Here is a 17,464-nt window from a genome sequence, read left to right on the forward strand (position 1 = left end):
GATGCCCGAGCTCTCCCGCCGCACCTTCGTCGGCGCCACCGCGGCCGTCGGCGCCACCGCCCTGACCGGCCTGTCCGCCACCCAGGCCGCAGCCGCCCCCGCCGGCGGCACCGCCCTCACCGGGACGATCAAGGACGTCAAGCACGTCGTCGTCCTGATGCAGGAGAACCGCAGCTTCGACCACTACTTCGGCACGCTGAGCGGCGTGCGGGGCTTCGGGGACAAGCAGGCGCTCCAGTTCCCGGACGGGACCGACGTGTTCCGCCAGCCCGACAGCCGCCGCAGCGACGGCGGGGTGATGCTGCCGTACCGAATGGACACCGCCAAGTACAACGCGCAGAACGCCGGCGGCCTCGCCCACGACTGGGCGACCGGCCACCAGGCCATCAACAACGGCGCGATGAACAAGTGGATCGCCGCCAAGGGCGAGCGCACCATGGGCTACTTCACCCGGGACGACATCCCCTACCAGTACGCCCTGGCCGACGCGTTCACCCTCTGTGACGCCTACTTCACGTCGCTGGCCGGCCCCACCGACCCCAACCGGCTCTACCTGTGGACCGGCACCGCCGGCCCCGGCCGCGACGGCACCACCGGCCCCTGGATCGACAACACCCCGGTCACCGACAACCCCGTCGCCGACTGGACGACCTACGCCGAGCGGCTGGAGGCGGCCGGCGTCAGCTGGCGGGTCTACCACAACCCGAGCAAGGACGACCGGACCGGCGACTACGACGACAACGCCCTCTCCTACTTCAAGCAGTTCCACGCCTTCCCGCACGACGACCCGCGGTACGTCAACGCGATGACCAAGTTCGACCCGAGCGACTTCGACCGGCACTGCAAGGACGGCACCCTGCCGACCATCTCGTGGCTGGTCGCGCCGTACCTGTTCTCCGAGCACCCGGAGGCCGGCCCGGCCTACGGCGCGCACTGGGTCGACCAGGCGCTGCAGTCGCTGATGTCCAACCCGGACGTCTGGCGGCACACCGTCTTCCTGGTCATGTACGACGAGAACGACGGCTACTTCGACCACATGGTCCCGCCCACTCCCGAGCCGGGCACCCCCGAGGAGTTCGCCCAGGGGCGCGCCATCGGCCTCGGCAACCGCGTGCCGCTCTGGGTGGTCTCGCCCTGGTCGCGCGGCGGCTGGGTCAACTCCCAGGTGTTCGACCACACCTCGGTGCTGCGCTTCATGGAGCTGGTCACCGGCGTCGCCGAGCCCAACATCTCGCCCTGGCGGCGGGCGGTCTGCGGCGACCTCACCAGTTGCTTCGACTTCGCCGCCCCGGACCACTCGCTGCCGAAGCTGCCGGACACCAACGCCCTGATGGCCAAGGCCGACGCGGGCGCCAAGCTGCCCGGCGTCGCCCTCCCGGCGGTCGGCACCCAGTCGATGCCCGTCCAGGAGCGCGGCGAGCGCCCGCACCGCCCGCTGCCGTACCAGCCGTGGGCCGACGTCTCGGTGGACCGCGTGAGCGGCAAGGTCACCTGCGTGATGAGCAACGACGGCTCGGTGGCGTTCCCGTACACCGTCTACCCGAACATCCTGCTCCCGTTCGCGGGCACCCCCTACACCGTCGCCCCCGGTGCGAGCGCCACGTACGTCTGGGACGCGGCCGCCACCAACGGCCGGTACGACTTCACCGTGCACGGCCCGGACGGCTTCGTGCGCCGCTTCGCCGGCACGGTGGTGCGGGACGGGCAGGACGGGCAGAACGACGTCGGCGTCCCGATCGTCACCGCCGACCTGCACGGCAACCTGAAGCTGACCCTCCAGGTGGCCAACGACGGCATGACCGACGTGGGCTTCACCGCCGCGCCCAACGACTTCGCGGGCACCGCGCGGACGGTCTGGGTCAGGCCCGGCCAGCAGGTCGACCTCGCCTGGCCGCTGGACGCCCAGGGCCGCTACGACGTCGTCGTCACCGCCCACACCGGCCGGCGCTTCGTGCAGCGCTACGCGGGCTGGGTGCACTGACGCGGGACGCGGTACGCGGCCGGCCGGTCGGCCCGGCCGGTCGGCCCGGCCGGGGGCGCCGATCCGGTGACCCCCGGCCGTGGCTGGCCCGCCGTGGCGGAGCCCGCCGTTACCGTCGGGCGCATGCAGAAGATCACCACCTTCCTCTGGTTCGACGACCAGGCCGAAGAGGCCGCCGGCTTCTACACCTCGCTGTTCCCTGACTCCGGGATCACCAGGGTCACCCGCTACGGCGAGGCCGGCCCCGGCGCGGCCGGTTCGGTGATGACCGTCGACTTCCGGCTCGCCGGCCGGGAGTACACCGCCCTCAACGGCGGCCCCGAGTTCAGGTTCACCGAGGCCGTCTCGCTCCAGGTGGAGTGCGAGGACCAGCAGGAGATCGACGAACTGTGGGCCGGGCTCACCGCCGACGGCGGTCAGGAGGGCCCGTGCGGCTGGCTCAAGGACCGCTACGGACTCTCCTGGCAGATCACTCCGCGCATCCTGCTCGACCTGATCGCCGACACCGACCGGGCCAAGGCCGACCGCGTGATGGCGACCATGCTGCGGATGGGGAAGATCGAGATCCAGCCGCTGCTCGACGCGGCCGGGGGCTGACACGGTGACCGCCTTCACGCACCGCAGCATCCTCTACCTGCGCGCCGACCCCGAACGCGTCTGGCACGCGCTCACCAACGCCGACGAGTCCGGCGTCTACTGGGGCCACCGCAACGTCTCGACCTGGCTGCCCGGCGCCCCCTGGGAGCACCAGCGGGCCGACGGCTCCGGCATCGCCGACGTGATCGGCGTCGTCGAGGTCGCCGTGCGCCCATACCACCTGGTCACCAGCTGGGCGGGACCGCAGGAGCAGCGCCCGGGCGGCCCCTCCAGGGTCAGCTTCGTCATCCAGCGCTGGCAGGACCTCACCCGGCTCACCGTCACCCACGAGGACCTCGCGGACGAGACGGAGCGGGCGGACGCCGAACAGGGCTGGTCGGCGGTGCTGTCCAACCTCAAGACCTACCTGGAGACCGGCCACCCGCTGCCGCAGCAGCCCTGGCTGATGCCCTGATTCCCTGACACCCCGGTGCCCCGATACCCCGCGCCCTGACGCCCCGGCGTCCCTGATGCCCCGTGCCCCTGGCGCCCCGGTACCCCTGGTGTTCCGGCGTCCGCCGGCCCCGGCAGCGGGGCACCGGGGCGGGATCAGCGCCCGGCCCTCGCCGCCGGGCGCTCCGCCGCCGCGGGCGCCCGGCGGCGGCCGGGGCTCCGCTCGCCCCGGACGAAGCGGCGCAGCCCGGCGAGCCGGGTGAACCGCTCCCGGTTCGCCACCGACGCCCGGTCGAGCTCCTCCATGAGCCGCCGGCTGCGGTGTTCGAGGTCCAGTTCGTCGAGGATCCGGTCCACCTCGGCCAGCATCGAGCCGTGCAGCTGCCAGGCCTCCGGGTGCTCCTGGACCTGGCGCAGCAGCAGCTGGGCGACGTTCTCCCGGCAGGCCCAGGCCGCCGCCAGTTCGGCGGTCAGCCGCTCCTCGGCCTCCTCGGCGTTGCGGCTGACCTGGGTGGTGATCAGCACCGCGAAGCCGACCATGGCGCCGCCGACGTGCTCCAGCAGCTCCTCCAGGGCCACCGCGACGTCCGGCGGGAAGAGCCGCTCGCCGGGCCCGCGCCGCTTGGCCAGGTCGGTGAGCGAGCGGGCCAGCACCCTGATCACCACCACGCAGATCTCCAGCGTGTCCAGCCCGGTGCGCAGCACCAGCCGGGAGAGCAGGCCCTCGCTGATCCGGGGGTTGAACCGCAGGCTGTCCTCCGCCTGGCGCAGTGCCGCGTCCACCTCGGCGATCGCGTGGTCGAGCCGCCGGGCCTCGTGCAGCCGCTCGGCCGCCCGGGCCACCGGGATGGGCCGGCCCAGCTCCTCGGCGATGTCCACGAGCAGGTGCCGGGCCCGCCGGGCGAGGTCCTCGATCGACTCGCCGGCGGTGTCCACCCAGACCGGCGGGGCGAAGAGCAGGTTGAACAGCAGCCCGACGGCCGCGCCGATCATCGTCTCCAGGACCCGGTCCCAGGCCTGGGAGGCCAGTTTGGTCACGCCCAGGATCAGCATCGCGCTGATCGCGACCTCCTGGACGAACTCCTCGACCCGGACGAAGCGGCCGATCACCAGGGAGGCGAGGATGATCATGCCGAGGCTCCACCAGGACAGCCCGACCACCGCGCTGAAGCCGATCGCGATCAGCACGCCCACCACCACGGAGTTGACCCGGCGGATGCTGGTCTTGAGCGTGGAGTAGACGGTGACCTGGACCACCAGCAGTGCGGTCAGCGGTGCCGTCAGCGGCGCGGGCTCGCTGCTGAGCCGGGTCGCCACCGCGTAGGCGAGGGTGGCGGCCACGGTCGCCCGCACGGTCTGGACGACGAAGGGTTCTCGGGCGCCGCGGCGGACCAGGGTCGTGAAGGACTCCGGGAGAAGGGGCATGACGGCCTTCTTTCCCCACAGCCGCGGCTGACACCGCCCCCCGGCCGGGTTGCTACCCGAATGACCACGTCGGAGGGGGCCGGTTGCGCCGCGGCGGCGCTCGCGCGCGGTCGTCCGCGGGGCCGCGCACGCTCGTCCGCGGGGCCGTGCGCGGTCGTCCGCGGGGCCGTGCGCGGTCGTCCGCGGGTCGCGGACGGACGACGGGGCGTCAGTCGCGCCCGGCGGGTTCGCCGTCGCGGTTGAAGCGGAGCTTCCAGGGCGCGAGGGCGGACTCGACCTGCACCCCGACGCTCATCTTGGAGGCGCCCACGACCCGCTCCTCGAACCGGATCGGCACCTCGCTGATGGTCAGCCCGCGCTGGATCACCCGGTAGTTCATCTCGACCTGGAACGAGTAGCCGCTGCTCCGGACGGTCGGCAGGTCGATGGCCCGCAGGGTGCTCGCCCGCCAGGCCTTGAACCCGGCGGTGGCGTCCCGCACGCCCAGGCCGAGGATCGCGTTGACGTAGAAGTTGGCCCAGGCGGAGAGCGCCTTGCGGTGCCAGGGCCACTCCGCGGCGATGGAGCCGCCGGGCGCGTAGCGGGAGCCGAGCACCACGGCGGTGTCGTCGGCGAGCAGGGCCCGCACCATCTCCGGTATGGCGGAGGCCGGGTGCGAGAGGTCGGCGTCCATCTGGACCACGACGTCGGCGCCCTCGTCCAGGGCGCGCGCCATGCCGGCCAGGTAGGCGCGGCCGAGGCCGTCCTTCTCGGTGCGGTGCAGGACGCCGACGGTGCCGCCGGAGTCGGCGGCGAGCTTGTCGGCGAGCTCACCGGTGCCGTCGGGGGAGTTGTCGTCGACCACCAGCAGGTGCAGGTTCGGCACCGGGAGTTCCGCGAGGTGCCCGGCGAGGACCGGAAGGTTCTCCCGCTCGTTGTACGTGGGGACGACGACAACGACCTTGGGGGAGGCCTCGACCATGTTCTGTTTCCCTCGTGCCCTTGCCGGCCGGCATCGGCGCCACACCGGTCGGTTGTCCTGGACGGCTCTGCTGGTCCGCTCGTCGGCGTTCGACGAGACCGTGCGAGTGTAACCGGGGCGCGCGCCCGTCTCCGCCCCGGCACCGGGACCGGTCGCTGACGGGGCGTCAGGTATGGAGTTCCGCCGCTCAGGCCGGGCCGTAGACGGCGGCGAGGTTGTCCGCCGCCGGGTGGGTGCGGCCGGCCGGGCCGGCGGCGAAGGCGCGCAGGACGTTCTCCGTGACCTTGCGGACCAGGTCCCCGGCGCTGGAGTCGATGCCGTGGACGGCCTGGCCGCCACCCGGGCCGTGCGCGTCGAGGGCCTCCACCCAGCGCATCGTCCCGCTGGCGAAGACCCCGGCGCCGCTCGGCACCGTGTAGTAGGCGGTGTCGGAGTGGGAGTGGCGGCCCTCGCAGATCACGGGGGAGTGGGCGATGACCTCGATCGGCCTCGGGGTGGGGAAGCCGGTGTCCACCCGGTCGTACTCGACGCCGACCAGGTGCGGGAAGGACGCCCCGGCTGCGACGCCCGTCCCCTCGAACGCCCAGTGCCCGGGCGAGGTGACCACGTACGGGGCGTCGACCGGGTAGCCGTCGTAGATCACGCCGAGCATCGAGCTCTCCGGGTCGGCGCCCGGGCCGACCCGGAAGTCGGTCGTCGCCGGCGCACCGGCCTGGTGGCCCGGATCCTGCGCCCAGGCGTCCTTGTAGCAGACCACGGTACGGTCGGGGCCGAGGGCGGTGGGCTCGAAGCGCACCCGGCGGAAGCAGCAGTTGGCGCCCAGGACGGCCAGGTTCGTCCCGGCGTCGCGGGCCGCCACCACGTTGGCGCGCTGCTCCGGGGACCAGTACTCGTCGTGGCCGAGCGAGAGGACGGCGGCGGCGCCGTGCAGCAGCCCCGGGTCGCGGGCCACGTCGATCCCGGTGGTGTAGGCGAGCGGCAGGCCGAGCCGCTCGACGAGGGCCACCAGCGGTGCCTCGTAGACCAGGAACAGTCCGGCGCCGTGGTCGTAGTCGTACGGGCGGTCGAAGACGACCCGCAGCGAGCGGGTGGCCAGGGTCCCGGACGGGCCGTTGTAGAGGCTGTAGCCGCCCCACTCGTTGTAGGCCTGCCAGGTCGCCGGGGCGCTCATGACCACCGTCCTGCCGGCGGTGCTCGCCGAGCGGACGGTGAGCGGGACGTAGCGGCGGCCGGGGCCGCCCTCGGCGTCCAGGCGCAGCAGGTAGGCGCCCTCGGGCCAACCGGAGGTGTCCACGCTCACGGTGCGCTGCCAGTCGGTCAGCACGGTGCGGGTGCCCTGGTCGACGCGGGGAGCGGCCTGCTTGGCACCGGGGACGTGCTCGCGGCGCCAGACCAGACGGGCCCGGGCTCCGCCGTACCAGCCCATCCGGTACGCGGAGACGGTGAAGGCGGAGGCGGTGGTGGAGACGTGCAGTCCGAAGGGCTCTCCGGGCAGCACGCTGACCCGGTCGGCGAAGCCCTCGATGGCGTCGGCGGGTCCGGGGTCGGTGATCTCCCAGTCGGGGGTGCCGGGCTGGGACTGCTCGCTGCCCGGGCCGGTGTGCCGGTCGGCGGTGGGGTCACCCTCGCGGGGGACACCGTGGGCGTCGGGAGTGGCCTGGGGCGCCGCCTCCGGGTGACGGGCGCCGCAGGAGGTGGCGGCGGCCGCCAGCAGGCCGAGGCCCAGAATCCCCCGTCGGCTCGGTTCCACCACTGCGGCCTCCCTGTGGTCCGTCGTCGTCCGTCGGTGCCGGTCGCTGAGCGTTTTCCGTCGGGCCTCCTCGCGGGAGCGCCGACCGTGCGGGGTGCGTCGACCCGATGGGCACCGTCGCGCGCGGCTGTCGCGCGTCCGTGCGATCCGTCAATGCGAGGCGTCAACACCGTGCGTCAAAGCCTGCGTCAACGCGCGCGGACATCCTCGCCCGTTCCGGGGGATTCATGCCGACCGCCGCGCCGGATCCGCGGCCACCGCCCGGAGGGGCCGTCACCCGGCGGGGCCGTTCGGGCGCATCCCGGTGCGCCGGCCCGCGCGGTTGCCGGCCGCCGGCGATCCGGTCACCTAACCTGACCGGGCCCGCCGTCCGGCGGCCGCCAGGGGGGCCGGAGCCGCACGCGGCCGGCCGACGTCGTGGACAGGGGTGTACGTGGTTTCCTCGGGTTCGGCCGAACCGGTGGCGGGTCCGTCGACGCGGGGCGCCCGGTTCCGGGCGTGGATGCTGGAAGGCCTGGCCGACATGGCCAAGCAGCACCCCGGCCCGCACGCCGAGGCGCCGCACGAGAAGGGCCAGCGCTGGTGGCGGGTGATGTGCCTGACCGGCCTCGACTACTTCTCCACGCTCGGCTACCAGCCCGGCATCGCCGCCCTCGCGGCCGGCCTGGTCTCACCGCTGGCGACCATCGTGCTGGTGATCGTCACCCTGCTGGGCGCGCTGCCGGTCTACCGGCGGGTGGCCCAGGAAAGCCCGCACGGCGAGGGCTCGATCGCGATGCTGGAGCGGCTGCTGTCGTTCTGGCAGGGCAAGCTGTTCGTGCTCACCCTGCTGGGCTTCGCGGCCACCGACTTCATGATCACCATCACCCTGTCGGCCGCCGACGCCACCGCGCACCTGGTGGAGAACCCGCACCTGCACAGCGCGCTCACCGGCAAGCAGGTCCTGCTGACGCTGATCATGATCGCGCTGCTCGGCGCCGTCTTCCTCAAGGGCTTCGGCGAGGCGATCGGCCTGGCCGTCTTCCTGGTGGGCGTCTACCTGACGCTCAACGTCGTCGTGGTCGCCAACGGGCTCTGGCACGTGCTCAAGGCCCCGCACCTGTTCAGCGACTGGACGGACGCGCTCACCGCCGAGCACGGCAACGTCTTCGCGATGATCGGCGTCGCCCTGGTCGTCTTCCCGAAACTGGCGCTGGGCCTGTCCGGCTTCGAGACCGGCGTCGCCGTGATGCCGCACATCGAGGGCGACCCGGACGACACCGAGGAGAAGCCCACCGGCCGGATCCGGGGCGCGCGCAAACTGCTCACCACCGCCGCCGTGATCATGAGCTGCTTCCTCATCACCACCAGCCTCATCACCACGCTGCTCATCCCGCCCGACGCCTTCAAGAAGGGCGGCGAGGCCAACGGGCGGGCGCTCGCCTACCTCGCCCACGAGAACCTCGGCAGCGCCTTCGGCAGCGTGTACGACCTCTCCACCATCGCCATCCTCTGGTTCGCCGGAGCCTCCGCGATGGCCGGCCTGCTCAACCTGATGCCGCGCTACCTGCCCCGGTACGGCATGGCACCGCACTGGGCCCGGGCGGTGCGCCCGACCGTCATCGTGCTCACCCTGATCGCCTTCCTGGTCACCTGGCTCTTCGACGCCAACGTGGACGCCCAGGGCAGCGCGTACGCGACGGGCGTGCTGGTGCTGATCTCGTCGGCGGCGATCGCCGTCACCATCGCCGCCCACAAGGCCGGGCAGCGGCGCTGGACGGCCGGTTTCGCGGTGATCGCCGCGGTGTTCGTCTACACCACGGCCGTGAACATCGCCGAGCGGCCGGACGGCGTCAAGATCGGCGCCTGCTTCATCGCGGGCATCATGCTGGTGTCCTTCCTGTCCCGGCTCAAGCGCGCCTTCGAACTGCGCGTCACCGACGTGGTGCTGGACGACGTCGCCGAACGGTTCGTCCGGGACTACCTGCACCGCCCGCTGCGGCTGATCGCCAACGAGCCGAACAGCCGGGACCTCGCCGAGTACCGTGACAAGCTCCACCAGATCCGCCGGGACAACGACATCCCGGCCGAGGACGACCTGGTCTTCGTCGAGGTGACCGTCCTCGACCCGTCCGACTTCGAGGCCGAGCTGACGGTGCGCGGCGAGGTGCTGCACGACCGCTACCGGGTGCTGTCACTGGAGAGTTCCAGCGTGCCCAACGCCCTGGCCGCCCTGCTGCTGCAGGTCCGCGACCTCACCGGGCAGCAGCCGCACATCTACTTCGAGTGGACCGAGGGCAATCCCTTCGCCCAGTTCCTGCGGTTCTTCCTCTTCGGGCAGGGCGAGATCGCGCCCGTCACCCGCGAGGTCCTGCGGGAGGCCGAGCCCGACCGCACCCGCCGACCCGCCGTGCACGTGGGCTGAGGCAGCGCGGGCCGGGGAGCGCGGGGCGGGCCGGGTCAGCAGGGCGGGCCGGGTCAGCGGGGCGGGTGGGACCTGCTCCAGGCGGGCGCGACGATGGCCACCAGGGCGACGGCGAAGGCCAGTTGGAGGATGTGACGGATCCAGTCGATGCCCGAGGTGTGGCGGACGCCGATCCAGCCGGAGACGGCGTTGCCGAGCCAGGCGCCGGCGGCGCCGAGCAGCATGGTGAGCCACCAGGGGATCGACTGGGGGCCGCGCAGGATCAGTTTCGCGAGTACGCCGAGCACGAAGCCGATGAGCAGGATCCACAGGAGCTGGAACATCGCGGTCCCTTCCGGGCGCCGCCGGGTGGCACCGGCACGCCTGATCGCCGAAGTCACGGTTCGTCCCATGATCACCCGGTTCGGCCGGACGGGCACCTCGACCGGGAAACCGCAGGTCGCGGGCCTGCCGCCGGTGTCGTCCGGGCCGGTGTCCGGCCGGGTCGGACGACGTGCGGGAGGTCATGCGGCTCAGCGGCTACCCCGTCGGGCCGTGGTCAATGCCCGGGCGGCCGCGAACGTCGCCATCGGGCCGAAGGCTCGCCGTGCCCGGGCCGCCCCTCGCGTGGTCAGCGGGCCTGCGGCCGCTCCGTCCGGCGGCTGATCAGGGCGGCCAGGCCGTCCAGGATGCGGGCCAGGCCGAAGTCCAGGGCCTGGTCGTGCCCGCCCGGCTCGGCCATGGCGGCGGCCAGCGCGGGGTAGCGGTCGGCGTGGTGGTGCACCACGGTGCCGAGGGCGGCGAGGAGTTCGGCCTCGGGGGAGCCGTTCGGGCGGGTGGCGCGGACCTGCTCGGCGATGCCGCGCACGTGTCCGGCGAGCAGGACGGCGGCGTCCATGCGTTCGGCGCCGGTCAGGCCGTGGCCGTCGAGGGCGGCCACCACCCGCTCCAGCCAGGCGAGCTCCTTCGGGCCGGGCACCCGGGGCCCGACGGTGGCGTCCAGCAGCCAGGGGTGACGGCCGAAGCACTGGGCCAAGTGGTGCGCCCAGGCGGTGAGCTGTTCCCGCCAGTGGCTCCCCACGGTGGGTGCCGGGGGTTCCTCGAGGGCCGACTCGACCATCAGGGCGATGAGTTCGGCCTTGCCGGGCACGTAGCGGTAGAGCGACATCTTGGTGAAGTCGAGCAGTCCGGCCACCTTCTGCATGGAGACGGCGCCCAGCCCCTCGGTGTCCGCCACCTCGACGCCCGCCGCGGCGATCCGCTCCAGGCTGAGGGCCGGCTTCGGCCCCCGGGTCGGCTTGGCCGGGGGGCCCCAGAGGAGCCGCACCGTGTCGTTCGCCGCCTCGCCCATCCATCCGCTCCCGTCCCGGGGGTTGCCCGTCCGCGCCAACTGTGTCTACCGTACACAGCAGCGAACAGTGTCCGACAGACACAGTTATTCGACCTCGGACGGGGTGGTTCCCATGAACGATCTGCTCGACCGCGCCCACGGCGGTTCCCGGGACGGCGTTCCGCGCGGCTCCCGGCGCACCAGGGTGCTGATCTCGGGCGCGAGCATCGCCGGCCCGGCGCTCGCCCACTGGCTGGGCCGGTACGGCTTCGACGTGACCGTGGTCGAACTCGCCCCGGCGCTGCGCGGCGGCGGCCAGGACGTCGACTTCCGGGGTGCCACCCACCTCACCGTGCTGGAGCGGATGGGCGTCCTGGAGGAACTGCGCGCGCTCGCCACCGGCGGCAGCCCGATCACCCTCGTGGACCGGCGGGGGCGCCGACTGCTGCACCTGCCCGCGGAGTTCGCGGGCGGCGAGGTGGAAGTCCCGCGCGGCGAGCTGGCCCGGCTGCTGCACCGGCACAGCAGCGCCCGCGCCCAGTACGTCTTCGGCGACTCCGTCACGGCCCTGGAGGAGATGGCGGAGGGTGTCCGGGTCGCCTTCCGGCACGGCGCGCCGCGCGAGTTCGACCTGGTGATCGGGGCCGACGGCCTGCACTCCAACGTCCGGCGGCTCGCCTTCGGCCCCGAGCGGCGCTTCGTCCGCCACCTCGGCTACTACGCGGCCACCTGGCAGCTGCCGAACCGCACCGGACTGCCGGTCGGCGGAGTCGGCCTCAACGTCCCGGGCCGGCTGATGTCCGTCGGCGCGGACCACCGGGACCCGGCCCGGGCGGGCGCCTTCTGCCTGTTCGCCTCGCCCGAGCTGCACTACGACCGCCACGACCCGGAGCAGCAGAAAGCACTGGTGCGGACGGCCTTCGCCGGCTTCGGCTGGCGGGTGCCGGAACTGCTGGAGAGCCTGGACGCGGCCCCGGAGCTGTACTTCGACTCGATCAGCCGCGCCGACGTCCCCCACTGGTCGCACGGCCGGATCGCCCTGCTCGGCGACGCCGCCTGCGGCGCCACCATCGGCGGCATGGGCACCGGGACGGCGGTGGTGGCCGCGTACGTCCTTGCGGGCGAGCTGGCCCTCGCCCGGGGCGACCACCGGGCTGCCTTCACCCGGTACGAGCGCCTGCTGCGCGGCTACGCCCAGGGCTGCCAGAAGGGCGGGGACCGGACCGGCCCGTTCCTGGCGCCCCGCACCGCGGCCGGGCTGCGGTTGCGCAACGCCGTGCTCAACCGCCGGTGGGCGCTGGAGCGGATGCTGGAGCTGGGCAAGCAGGTGTCGAGCGTCGAACTGCCGGACTACGAGCAGGCGTTGGCCGGAACGGTCAGTGCGGCGGGGTGATCCGGGTGCCGTTGTCGAGGACCGCCTCGACCTGCACGGCGGCCCGGGCCGGCCGCTCGACGGCCAGGGTGTGGTCCGGGGCCGGGCGGTCGGCCGACCAGTCCGGACCCCGGACGGTGAGCCGGGCGACCCTGCGGCTGCCCGCGGCGAGCAGGTACTCCGAACCCTGCGGGGAGCGCCACCAGGTGGAGGCCACGGTGTCCTGCTCGAACCGGCTGCACGCCCGGCCGGGACCGCCACCGGTGCGCTGGGCGCCCCGGGCGGCCGGCAGCAGCACGGCCGTGGCCGCGCTGCCCTCGCCCGTCCAGCGGTCGGTGCGCAGGCAGAACCAGGCGGCCGAGCCCGCGTTCTGCGGCAGCGGCTGGACCGCGAACGCCCACAGGTTCACCTGCTTGACGCCCGGGCCGCCGTCCGGGACGGCGCAGCCGGCCCGCGCCCAGGCCTGCAACGCGTCCTGGGCGACCGCCTCGCGCGGATCCCGGTCGGTCGGGCCGCGGTCCGGCTGGGCGCGGTCGGCCGGCGTGCGGTCGGCTGCCGTGCGGTTGGACTGGGCGCGGTCGGGCGGCGGAGCGTAGGTGAGGTGGGCCGGGACGAGCCCGCCCACGTCGGCCAGCAGGAAGGCGTGCTTCTCGGCGATCACCGGGGAGGAGCGCAGCTGCAGCACGGTCGCGCCCTGGCAGTCGGCGAGCCCGCCGCCGGGCACCGCCGCGCTCAGCCCGTCGGGGTGGTCCAACGGATGCCCCGGGGCGTCGGGCTGGTCGATCCGGCGCGTCTCCGCGCCGTCCACCCAGGGCGCCAGCAGGTACCGGACGGCCGTGCCCGTCCGGTGCAGCGCCACCGCGCCCGCCGTCGTCGGATCGGAGCCGTCGACCCGGGCGAGGTCCAGCCCACCGCCCCGGCCGTCAGGACGACCGTCCGTCCAGCGCGCGATCCGCCGGCCGTCGGACAACAGCACCACGTCGGTGCCGTCCACCGTGCCCGCGTAGAGCAGGTTCGGTGGAGCGGCGGGCGGGGCGGTGTCGGTGCCGGGCTCGGCGCGGGTCCGCGGTCCGGGCTGCGCCCAGGCGGCCAGGGCGCGGCCGAGCAGGGCGTCGTCCCCGCGGCGGTCACCGCGCGCGGGCCAGGCGGTGAAGTCGACCCGTGCGGTGTGCTGCCAGGCGTCCGGAGCCACCCGCACCAGCCGGGCCGGGTCGGTCTCCACCCGGACCGTCGGCTCCGGGCCGCTCGGCGCCCGCCCGGCGTCGCCCAGGACCGCCGCCGTCGTGGTCAGGCCGAGCAGCCCGACCGCCAGCGCGGCGGTCAGCGTCCGGCGGCGGCGCAGCAGGTCGGTGGGCTGCACCCGCACGGCGCACGGGTCGAAGGCCGGGGGCTCCGCCGCCGGCCCGGGCAGGAGGTCGGCGACGGCCGCGAGTGCCTCCGCCGGGAGCGCCACCCCGGCCTGCCGCAGCACCTCGGCCGCCTGGTCGGCGTCCAGCCCGTCGACCACGCGCAGCGCGAAGGCGGCCCGGGCCGGGGCGTCGAGCCCCGCGAGCGCGTGGTCCAGCGCCGCGTCCTCCTCGCCCCCGGGCGGGGTGAACAGCCGCAGGCCCCAGACCCGGGGCGCGGACAACCGTGCGGCCGGGTGCGGCCGCAGCGCGGCGCGCAGGAGCCGCAGGCGCAGGGCCGCGTAGACCGGGTCCACCGGATCCCCGCCCGGCGCTGCGGACTCGCCCCGGCGGCTCCAGCGGAAGGGCAGCGCGCGCTGGACCGCGCCGTGGGCGGCGAGCACCCGGCTGTGCCGGTCCCGGTCCGCGGGCAGCGCCAGGTAGGCGAGCCGGGCCAGCCTCCGGTAGTGGCGCACCAGCGCCGCCTCGGCCTCCGCCACCGGATGCGCCGCGGCGCGCTGGGCGGTCGGCGCCGCGCCCGCCGTCCGTTCTGCCAAGGGGGCCCTCCCGGAGCCGTGCGTGCTGTCGTGGTGGACGGTCCAACGAGTCGATCATGTGATGGTTGCGCCGTTCGTGGCCCCGGGGCGCGGCCGAGGGGCGCGCGCCCCGGACGTGGGCGCCGTGTTCGCACGTCAGAGCCGTTGGCCCCACCCGTTCAGCCCCTTGGTCCCTGGCGATCTAGCCCGTTCGGGGTCATGCTGCGGGTACCGGCCGGGACGGTCCGCGCCCGGACCTACAGCACCGTTGGACGAGGTGAACCGGCGTGCGGCATGCCACCGTCGAATCCGTGATGACCAGCCCCGTGGTCCGGGTGACGCCCGAGACCGGGTTCCGGGAGATCGTCGCGCTGCTGACCGACTACGACATCACCGGGGTGCCGGTGGTCGACCCGGACGGGCGGCCGCTCGGCCTCGTCTCGGAGGCCGACCTGCTGCGCACCCTGGCCGCGCAGGAGGACCACGGCAGCCTGCTGCCCGCGCCCGAGTCGGTGCAGGCCGGGCCCGGTGGCGAGATCACCGCGGCCGACCTGATGACGACCCAGCCGACCTGCACCACCCCCGGCACCAGCGTGGTCGCGGCGGCACGGCTGATGAGCCGGCACGGGCTGAAGCGGCTGCCCGTGCTGGACGAGGAGGGGCGGGTCATCGGGATGGTGAGCCGCGGCGACCTGCTGCGGGTGTTCCTGCGCGAGGACGGGGTGATTCGGCGGGAGATCGTCGAGGAGGTGCTCGGCCGGATCGAGGGCGTGAGCCCGGCGGAGATCGGCGTGGAGGTCACCCAGGGTCGGGTGGTGCTCAGCGGCACCGTGCCGGAGGCGCACCTGGTGCCGGTCGTGCTGAACCTCTGCCGCTCCGTGGACGGAGTGGTCTCGGTGACCGACCGGCTGCGCGCCGGGGGCGCCACCGCGTCGGTCGGCTGAACCGGGTCACGGAAGGGTCGCTCCCCAAGAGCCGTTGATACGCTTCGCATACTGCGGAGCGTATCGGGTAACTCACTCTGTGTGCCCGGCGGTTCGGAGTGCCGGGATCCCGGAGCATTGGGGAGACGGCCGTGGCAGTCGTGTTCGACGCGGACTTCACTTCGACCAGGCAGTGGATCGCGGGGCGCAGCAGCGCCTATCCCCGGATGGGGCCGACCAACAGAAGCGACCACAAGCTCGACTACCTGAGCCGCCAGTACTGCCCCGGCGGGGTGTTCGCCGCCGTCCGGCGGCCGACCGGCGGCCTGTGGACCTGCAACCTCCTCACCACCGAGGGGAGTCCGGAGGGCTTCCAGGTCCGCACCGGGGACACGCTGTCGGCGCGGGTCACGCTGCCCGTCGAGCTGGGCGCCTGGCCGGCGATCTGGACCTGGCGGGACGGCGGCAACGAGGTGGACGTCTTCGAGTACCACCCGGACAACCCGGACCTGTTGGAGATCTCCAACCACGTCCGCGGCGGATTCCGGTACTGGCACGGCGGCAACGCGGGGGTGGGACCGGGATCGACCGTCGACCTGAAGGTGGTGCTCGGCGCCCACTCGGTGGACTGGTACGTCGGGGGTCAGCTGGTCTATGCGGACCTGCACGGCGTGGGCACCGGCTGGCACGCCTACCTGATCGTCAACCTCTCGGTCGCGGACGGGAGTTACCACGCCCGGCCGCCGGCCGACGGCCCGAACCGCCTCAGCTGGGTGTGCCACAGCCTGCGGGTCGAACGCTGAGGGCCGAAGCCGGCTCCCGAGGAACGCCGGGGCCGGGCGCAGCCGCGGCAGGCGCGCCCACCCCCTGCGCGCGATGCGCGGCCGCCCGGCGGCAGGGCGACCAGGTGCTGCCGGTCGGCCTCCTCGACCCGGGCCGGCTTCGGCCGGCGGCCGGCACCTCCGTCACGAGGCCGGCGCCTGCGGCTGGAAGTGGTGCAGGAGCACCTCCAGGTACTGGCCGCGGATCCCGCACGGGTGCGGCCCTGGCTGCCGGCGTGCTGGACGCCGGGCACGCCCACCACCTCGGCCGCGAAGAACTCGGCCGGCTCGCGCGCGGTGCCGAAGGACCAACTCTCGGACGGGGCAAGCGCATCGGGAAAGTCGATCACGCGAGGCGGCATCCCGCGCCGAGGACCGCCTGGCCGTCGCGAGCTCTTCGCTCTCCTCCTGGGGACGGCGCTTCGCGACCCCGCCGCACAGGCCGGGGATTCCGCTAGGGCGCGAAGGCGGCGGTGATGGGGCCGCCCGGGCCGTAGCGGCGGAACCAGACGGCCCGGCGGTGGGGGCCGATGTGGGCCGGGTCGGCCACGTACAGGTCGTGCCGGGGGGCGCGTTCGTTGCCCGGGGCGAGCGCCGCGTCCACGGCTCCGTCGGCGATGGCACGCAGCAGGGCGGTGGCGGTGGCCTCGGCGGCGGAGGGGGCGATGGCCAGGGCGGTGAGTTCGGCCCAGAGCGCGGTGGACACGTAGGCGATCGGGGAGTGGCCGAGCGCCGGGTGGGGGCGACCGTCGGTGTGGTGGCGGAGCAGTCCGGCGGCGACGAGCTGCTCGGGGGAGCGGTGGTCGTCCGGCGGGTGGTGGTTCATGGGCGGCAACGTTACCGGGTGCCCGGGCCCGCGATCGCAGGAACGATTTCTCAGACTTTCTTCACGGCGCTTTGACCGGTCCCGGGCGCAGGATGGTGATAAGGCGCTGATCACCTCGGGCGGCTCCGGCTCCCCGGCGGACCCGCTCACCAGGCGTGACGGCACCTCCGGCGGCACGGCGCCTCGTGCGGCACGGCGCCGGTCACCTCGGCGGGCCCCGGTCGGGGCCGAGGAGGAGGTCTCGATGAGGCATTGGCACGGGTACGGGCCCGGCCACGGGCCGGGCGGTTGGGGCATCGCCATGATGGCGATCGGGTCGCTGGTGGTCCTGGCGCTCCTGGTGCTGCTGGCCGTCGCACTGTTCCGGTACCTCTCGCGCTCGCGGCAGCCGGTTCCGCACGGCGCCGCCGCTGCGGGTGCCGCCGGGCCGTGGGCCGGCGGGTCCTGGGCGGGCGGGCCGCGTGGCTGGGCGCACGGGCCGACCCCGGAGCAGGTGCTCGCGGATCGCTTCGCGCGGGGTGAGATCGACACGGAGGAGTACCGGCACCGACTGGAGACGCTGCGGTCGGCGAACGGGCCGGGTGGCAGTGGTCCGGGCGGCAGTGGTCCGGGCGGTGGCGTCGCAGGTGGCGGCGGTCCGGCCGGTGGTGGCCCGGGCGGCGGCGGTCCGGACGGCGGCCTGGCGGGCGGCGGCCGACCGAGCGGTGTCTGAGCCGGTGGTACGCGACGAGGCCCGCCGCAC

Annotated in this window: 15 protein-coding genes; 8 read left to right on the forward strand and 7 right to left on the reverse strand. The window is 74.2% G+C overall.

Annotation, left to right across the window (positions count from 1 at the left end):
* Position 1: 1 nt before the first annotated feature.
* The 3 genes from ACGF07_RS23270 to ACGF07_RS23280 all read left to right on the forward strand — a co-directional run bounded on the left by ACGF07_RS23270 (position 2) and on the right by ACGF07_RS23280 (position 3,032).
* Positions 2-1,981, forward strand: a complete 1,980-nt coding sequence (locus ACGF07_RS23270; RefSeq protein ID WP_350738553.1) for a phosphocholine-specific phospholipase C — start codon at positions 2-4, stop codon at positions 1,979-1,981.
* Positions 1,982-2,104: 123 nt separating this feature from the next.
* A complete protein-coding gene (locus ACGF07_RS23275; RefSeq protein ID WP_350738556.1) occupies positions 2,105-2,578 on the forward strand; it encodes a VOC family protein in 474 nt (157 codons plus the stop codon).
* Positions 2,579-2,582: 4 nt separating this feature from the next.
* Positions 2,583-3,032, forward strand: a complete 450-nt coding sequence (locus tag ACGF07_RS23280) for an SRPBCC domain-containing protein (protein WP_350738559.1) — start codon at positions 2,583-2,585, stop codon at positions 3,030-3,032.
* 134 nt (positions 3,033-3,166) lie between these two features.
* On the opposite strand, the gene ACGF07_RS23285 is transcribed toward ACGF07_RS23280, so the two are convergent.
* From ACGF07_RS23285 to ACGF07_RS23295, 3 genes are all read right to left on the reverse strand, one after another.
* Positions 3,167-4,435 carry an aromatic acid exporter family protein gene (locus ACGF07_RS23285; protein ID WP_392901676.1) on the reverse strand — a complete coding sequence of 423 codons (1,269 nt, stop codon included), beginning with the start codon at positions 4,433-4,435 and terminating at the stop codon, positions 3,167-3,169.
* A 208-nt stretch (positions 4,436-4,643) separates the two neighbouring features.
* Complete coding sequence (locus tag ACGF07_RS23290; protein WP_392901678.1) at positions 4,644-5,396, reverse strand: polyprenol monophosphomannose synthase; 753 nt, start codon at positions 5,394-5,396, stop codon at positions 4,644-4,646.
* 187 nt (positions 5,397-5,583) lie between these two features.
* A complete protein-coding gene (locus ACGF07_RS23295; RefSeq protein WP_392901680.1) occupies positions 5,584-7,149 on the reverse strand; it encodes a N,N-dimethylformamidase beta subunit family domain-containing protein in 1,566 nt (521 codons plus the stop codon).
* Positions 7,150-7,648: 499 nt separating this feature from the next.
* Here ACGF07_RS23295 and ACGF07_RS23300 point away from each other — a divergent pair, with 499 nt between their 5' ends.
* Positions 7,649-9,550: an amino acid transporter gene (locus tag ACGF07_RS23300; RefSeq protein WP_392901682.1), complete on the forward strand. Its 1,902-nt coding sequence runs from the start codon at positions 7,649-7,651 to the stop codon at positions 9,548-9,550.
* A 53-nt stretch (positions 9,551-9,603) separates the two neighbouring features.
* Here ACGF07_RS23300 and ACGF07_RS23305 read toward each other — a convergent pair whose 3' ends face one another.
* Both ACGF07_RS23305 and ACGF07_RS23310 read right to left on the reverse strand, forming a co-directional pair.
* The gene (locus tag ACGF07_RS23305) at positions 9,604-9,873 is read right to left on the reverse strand and encodes a GlsB/YeaQ/YmgE family stress response membrane protein (protein ID WP_350745797.1); all 270 of its coding nucleotides are present in this window, start codon (positions 9,871-9,873) and stop codon (positions 9,604-9,606) included.
* A gap of 287 nt (positions 9,874-10,160) precedes the next feature.
* Positions 10,161-10,880 (reverse strand): TetR/AcrR family transcriptional regulator, encoded by a 720-nt coding sequence (locus ACGF07_RS23310; protein ID WP_392901684.1) that lies wholly within the window; start codon positions 10,878-10,880, stop codon positions 10,161-10,163.
* A 112-nt stretch (positions 10,881-10,992) separates the two neighbouring features.
* Here ACGF07_RS23310 and ACGF07_RS23315 point away from each other — a divergent pair, with 112 nt between their 5' ends.
* The gene (locus ACGF07_RS23315) at positions 10,993-12,252 is read left to right on the forward strand and encodes an FAD-dependent monooxygenase (RefSeq protein WP_392901686.1); all 1,260 of its coding nucleotides are present in this window, start codon (positions 10,993-10,995) and stop codon (positions 12,250-12,252) included.
* On the opposite strand, the gene ACGF07_RS23320 is transcribed toward ACGF07_RS23315, so the two are convergent.
* Complete coding sequence (locus ACGF07_RS23320; protein ID WP_392901688.1) at positions 12,236-14,173, reverse strand: hypothetical protein; 1,938 nt, start codon at positions 14,171-14,173, stop codon at positions 12,236-12,238. The genes ACGF07_RS23315 and ACGF07_RS23320 overlap by 17 nt on opposite strands.
* A 266-nt stretch (positions 14,174-14,439) precedes the next feature.
* Here ACGF07_RS23320 and ACGF07_RS23325 point away from each other — a divergent pair, with 266 nt between their 5' ends.
* Positions 14,440-15,096 carry a CBS domain-containing protein gene (locus ACGF07_RS23325; protein ID WP_392901690.1) on the forward strand — a complete coding sequence of 219 codons (657 nt, stop codon included), beginning with the start codon at positions 14,440-14,442 and terminating at the stop codon, positions 15,094-15,096.
* A gap of 131 nt (positions 15,097-15,227) precedes the next feature.
* A complete protein-coding gene (locus tag ACGF07_RS23330; RefSeq protein WP_350745787.1) occupies positions 15,228-15,878 on the forward strand; it encodes a beta-glucanase in 651 nt (216 codons plus the stop codon).
* A 472-nt stretch (positions 15,879-16,350) separates the two neighbouring features.
* Here ACGF07_RS23330 and ACGF07_RS23335 read toward each other — a convergent pair whose 3' ends face one another.
* The gene (locus ACGF07_RS23335; protein WP_350745784.1) at positions 16,351-16,722 is read right to left on the reverse strand and encodes a hypothetical protein; all 372 of its coding nucleotides are present in this window, start codon (positions 16,720-16,722) and stop codon (positions 16,351-16,353) included.
* 244 nt (positions 16,723-16,966) lie between these two features.
* On the opposite strand from ACGF07_RS23335, the gene ACGF07_RS23340 reads away from it, so the two are divergent.
* Entirely contained in the window at positions 16,967-17,434 is a 468-nt protein-coding gene (locus ACGF07_RS23340; RefSeq protein WP_392901692.1) for a hypothetical protein, read from the forward strand.
* Positions 17,435-17,464: the final 30 nt, after the last annotated feature.

Origin of the sequence: Kitasatospora sp. NPDC048194 (genome assembly GCF_043202455.1) — a bacterium.
Taxonomy (GTDB): domain Bacteria; phylum Actinomycetota; class Actinomycetes; order Streptomycetales; family Streptomycetaceae; genus Kitasatospora.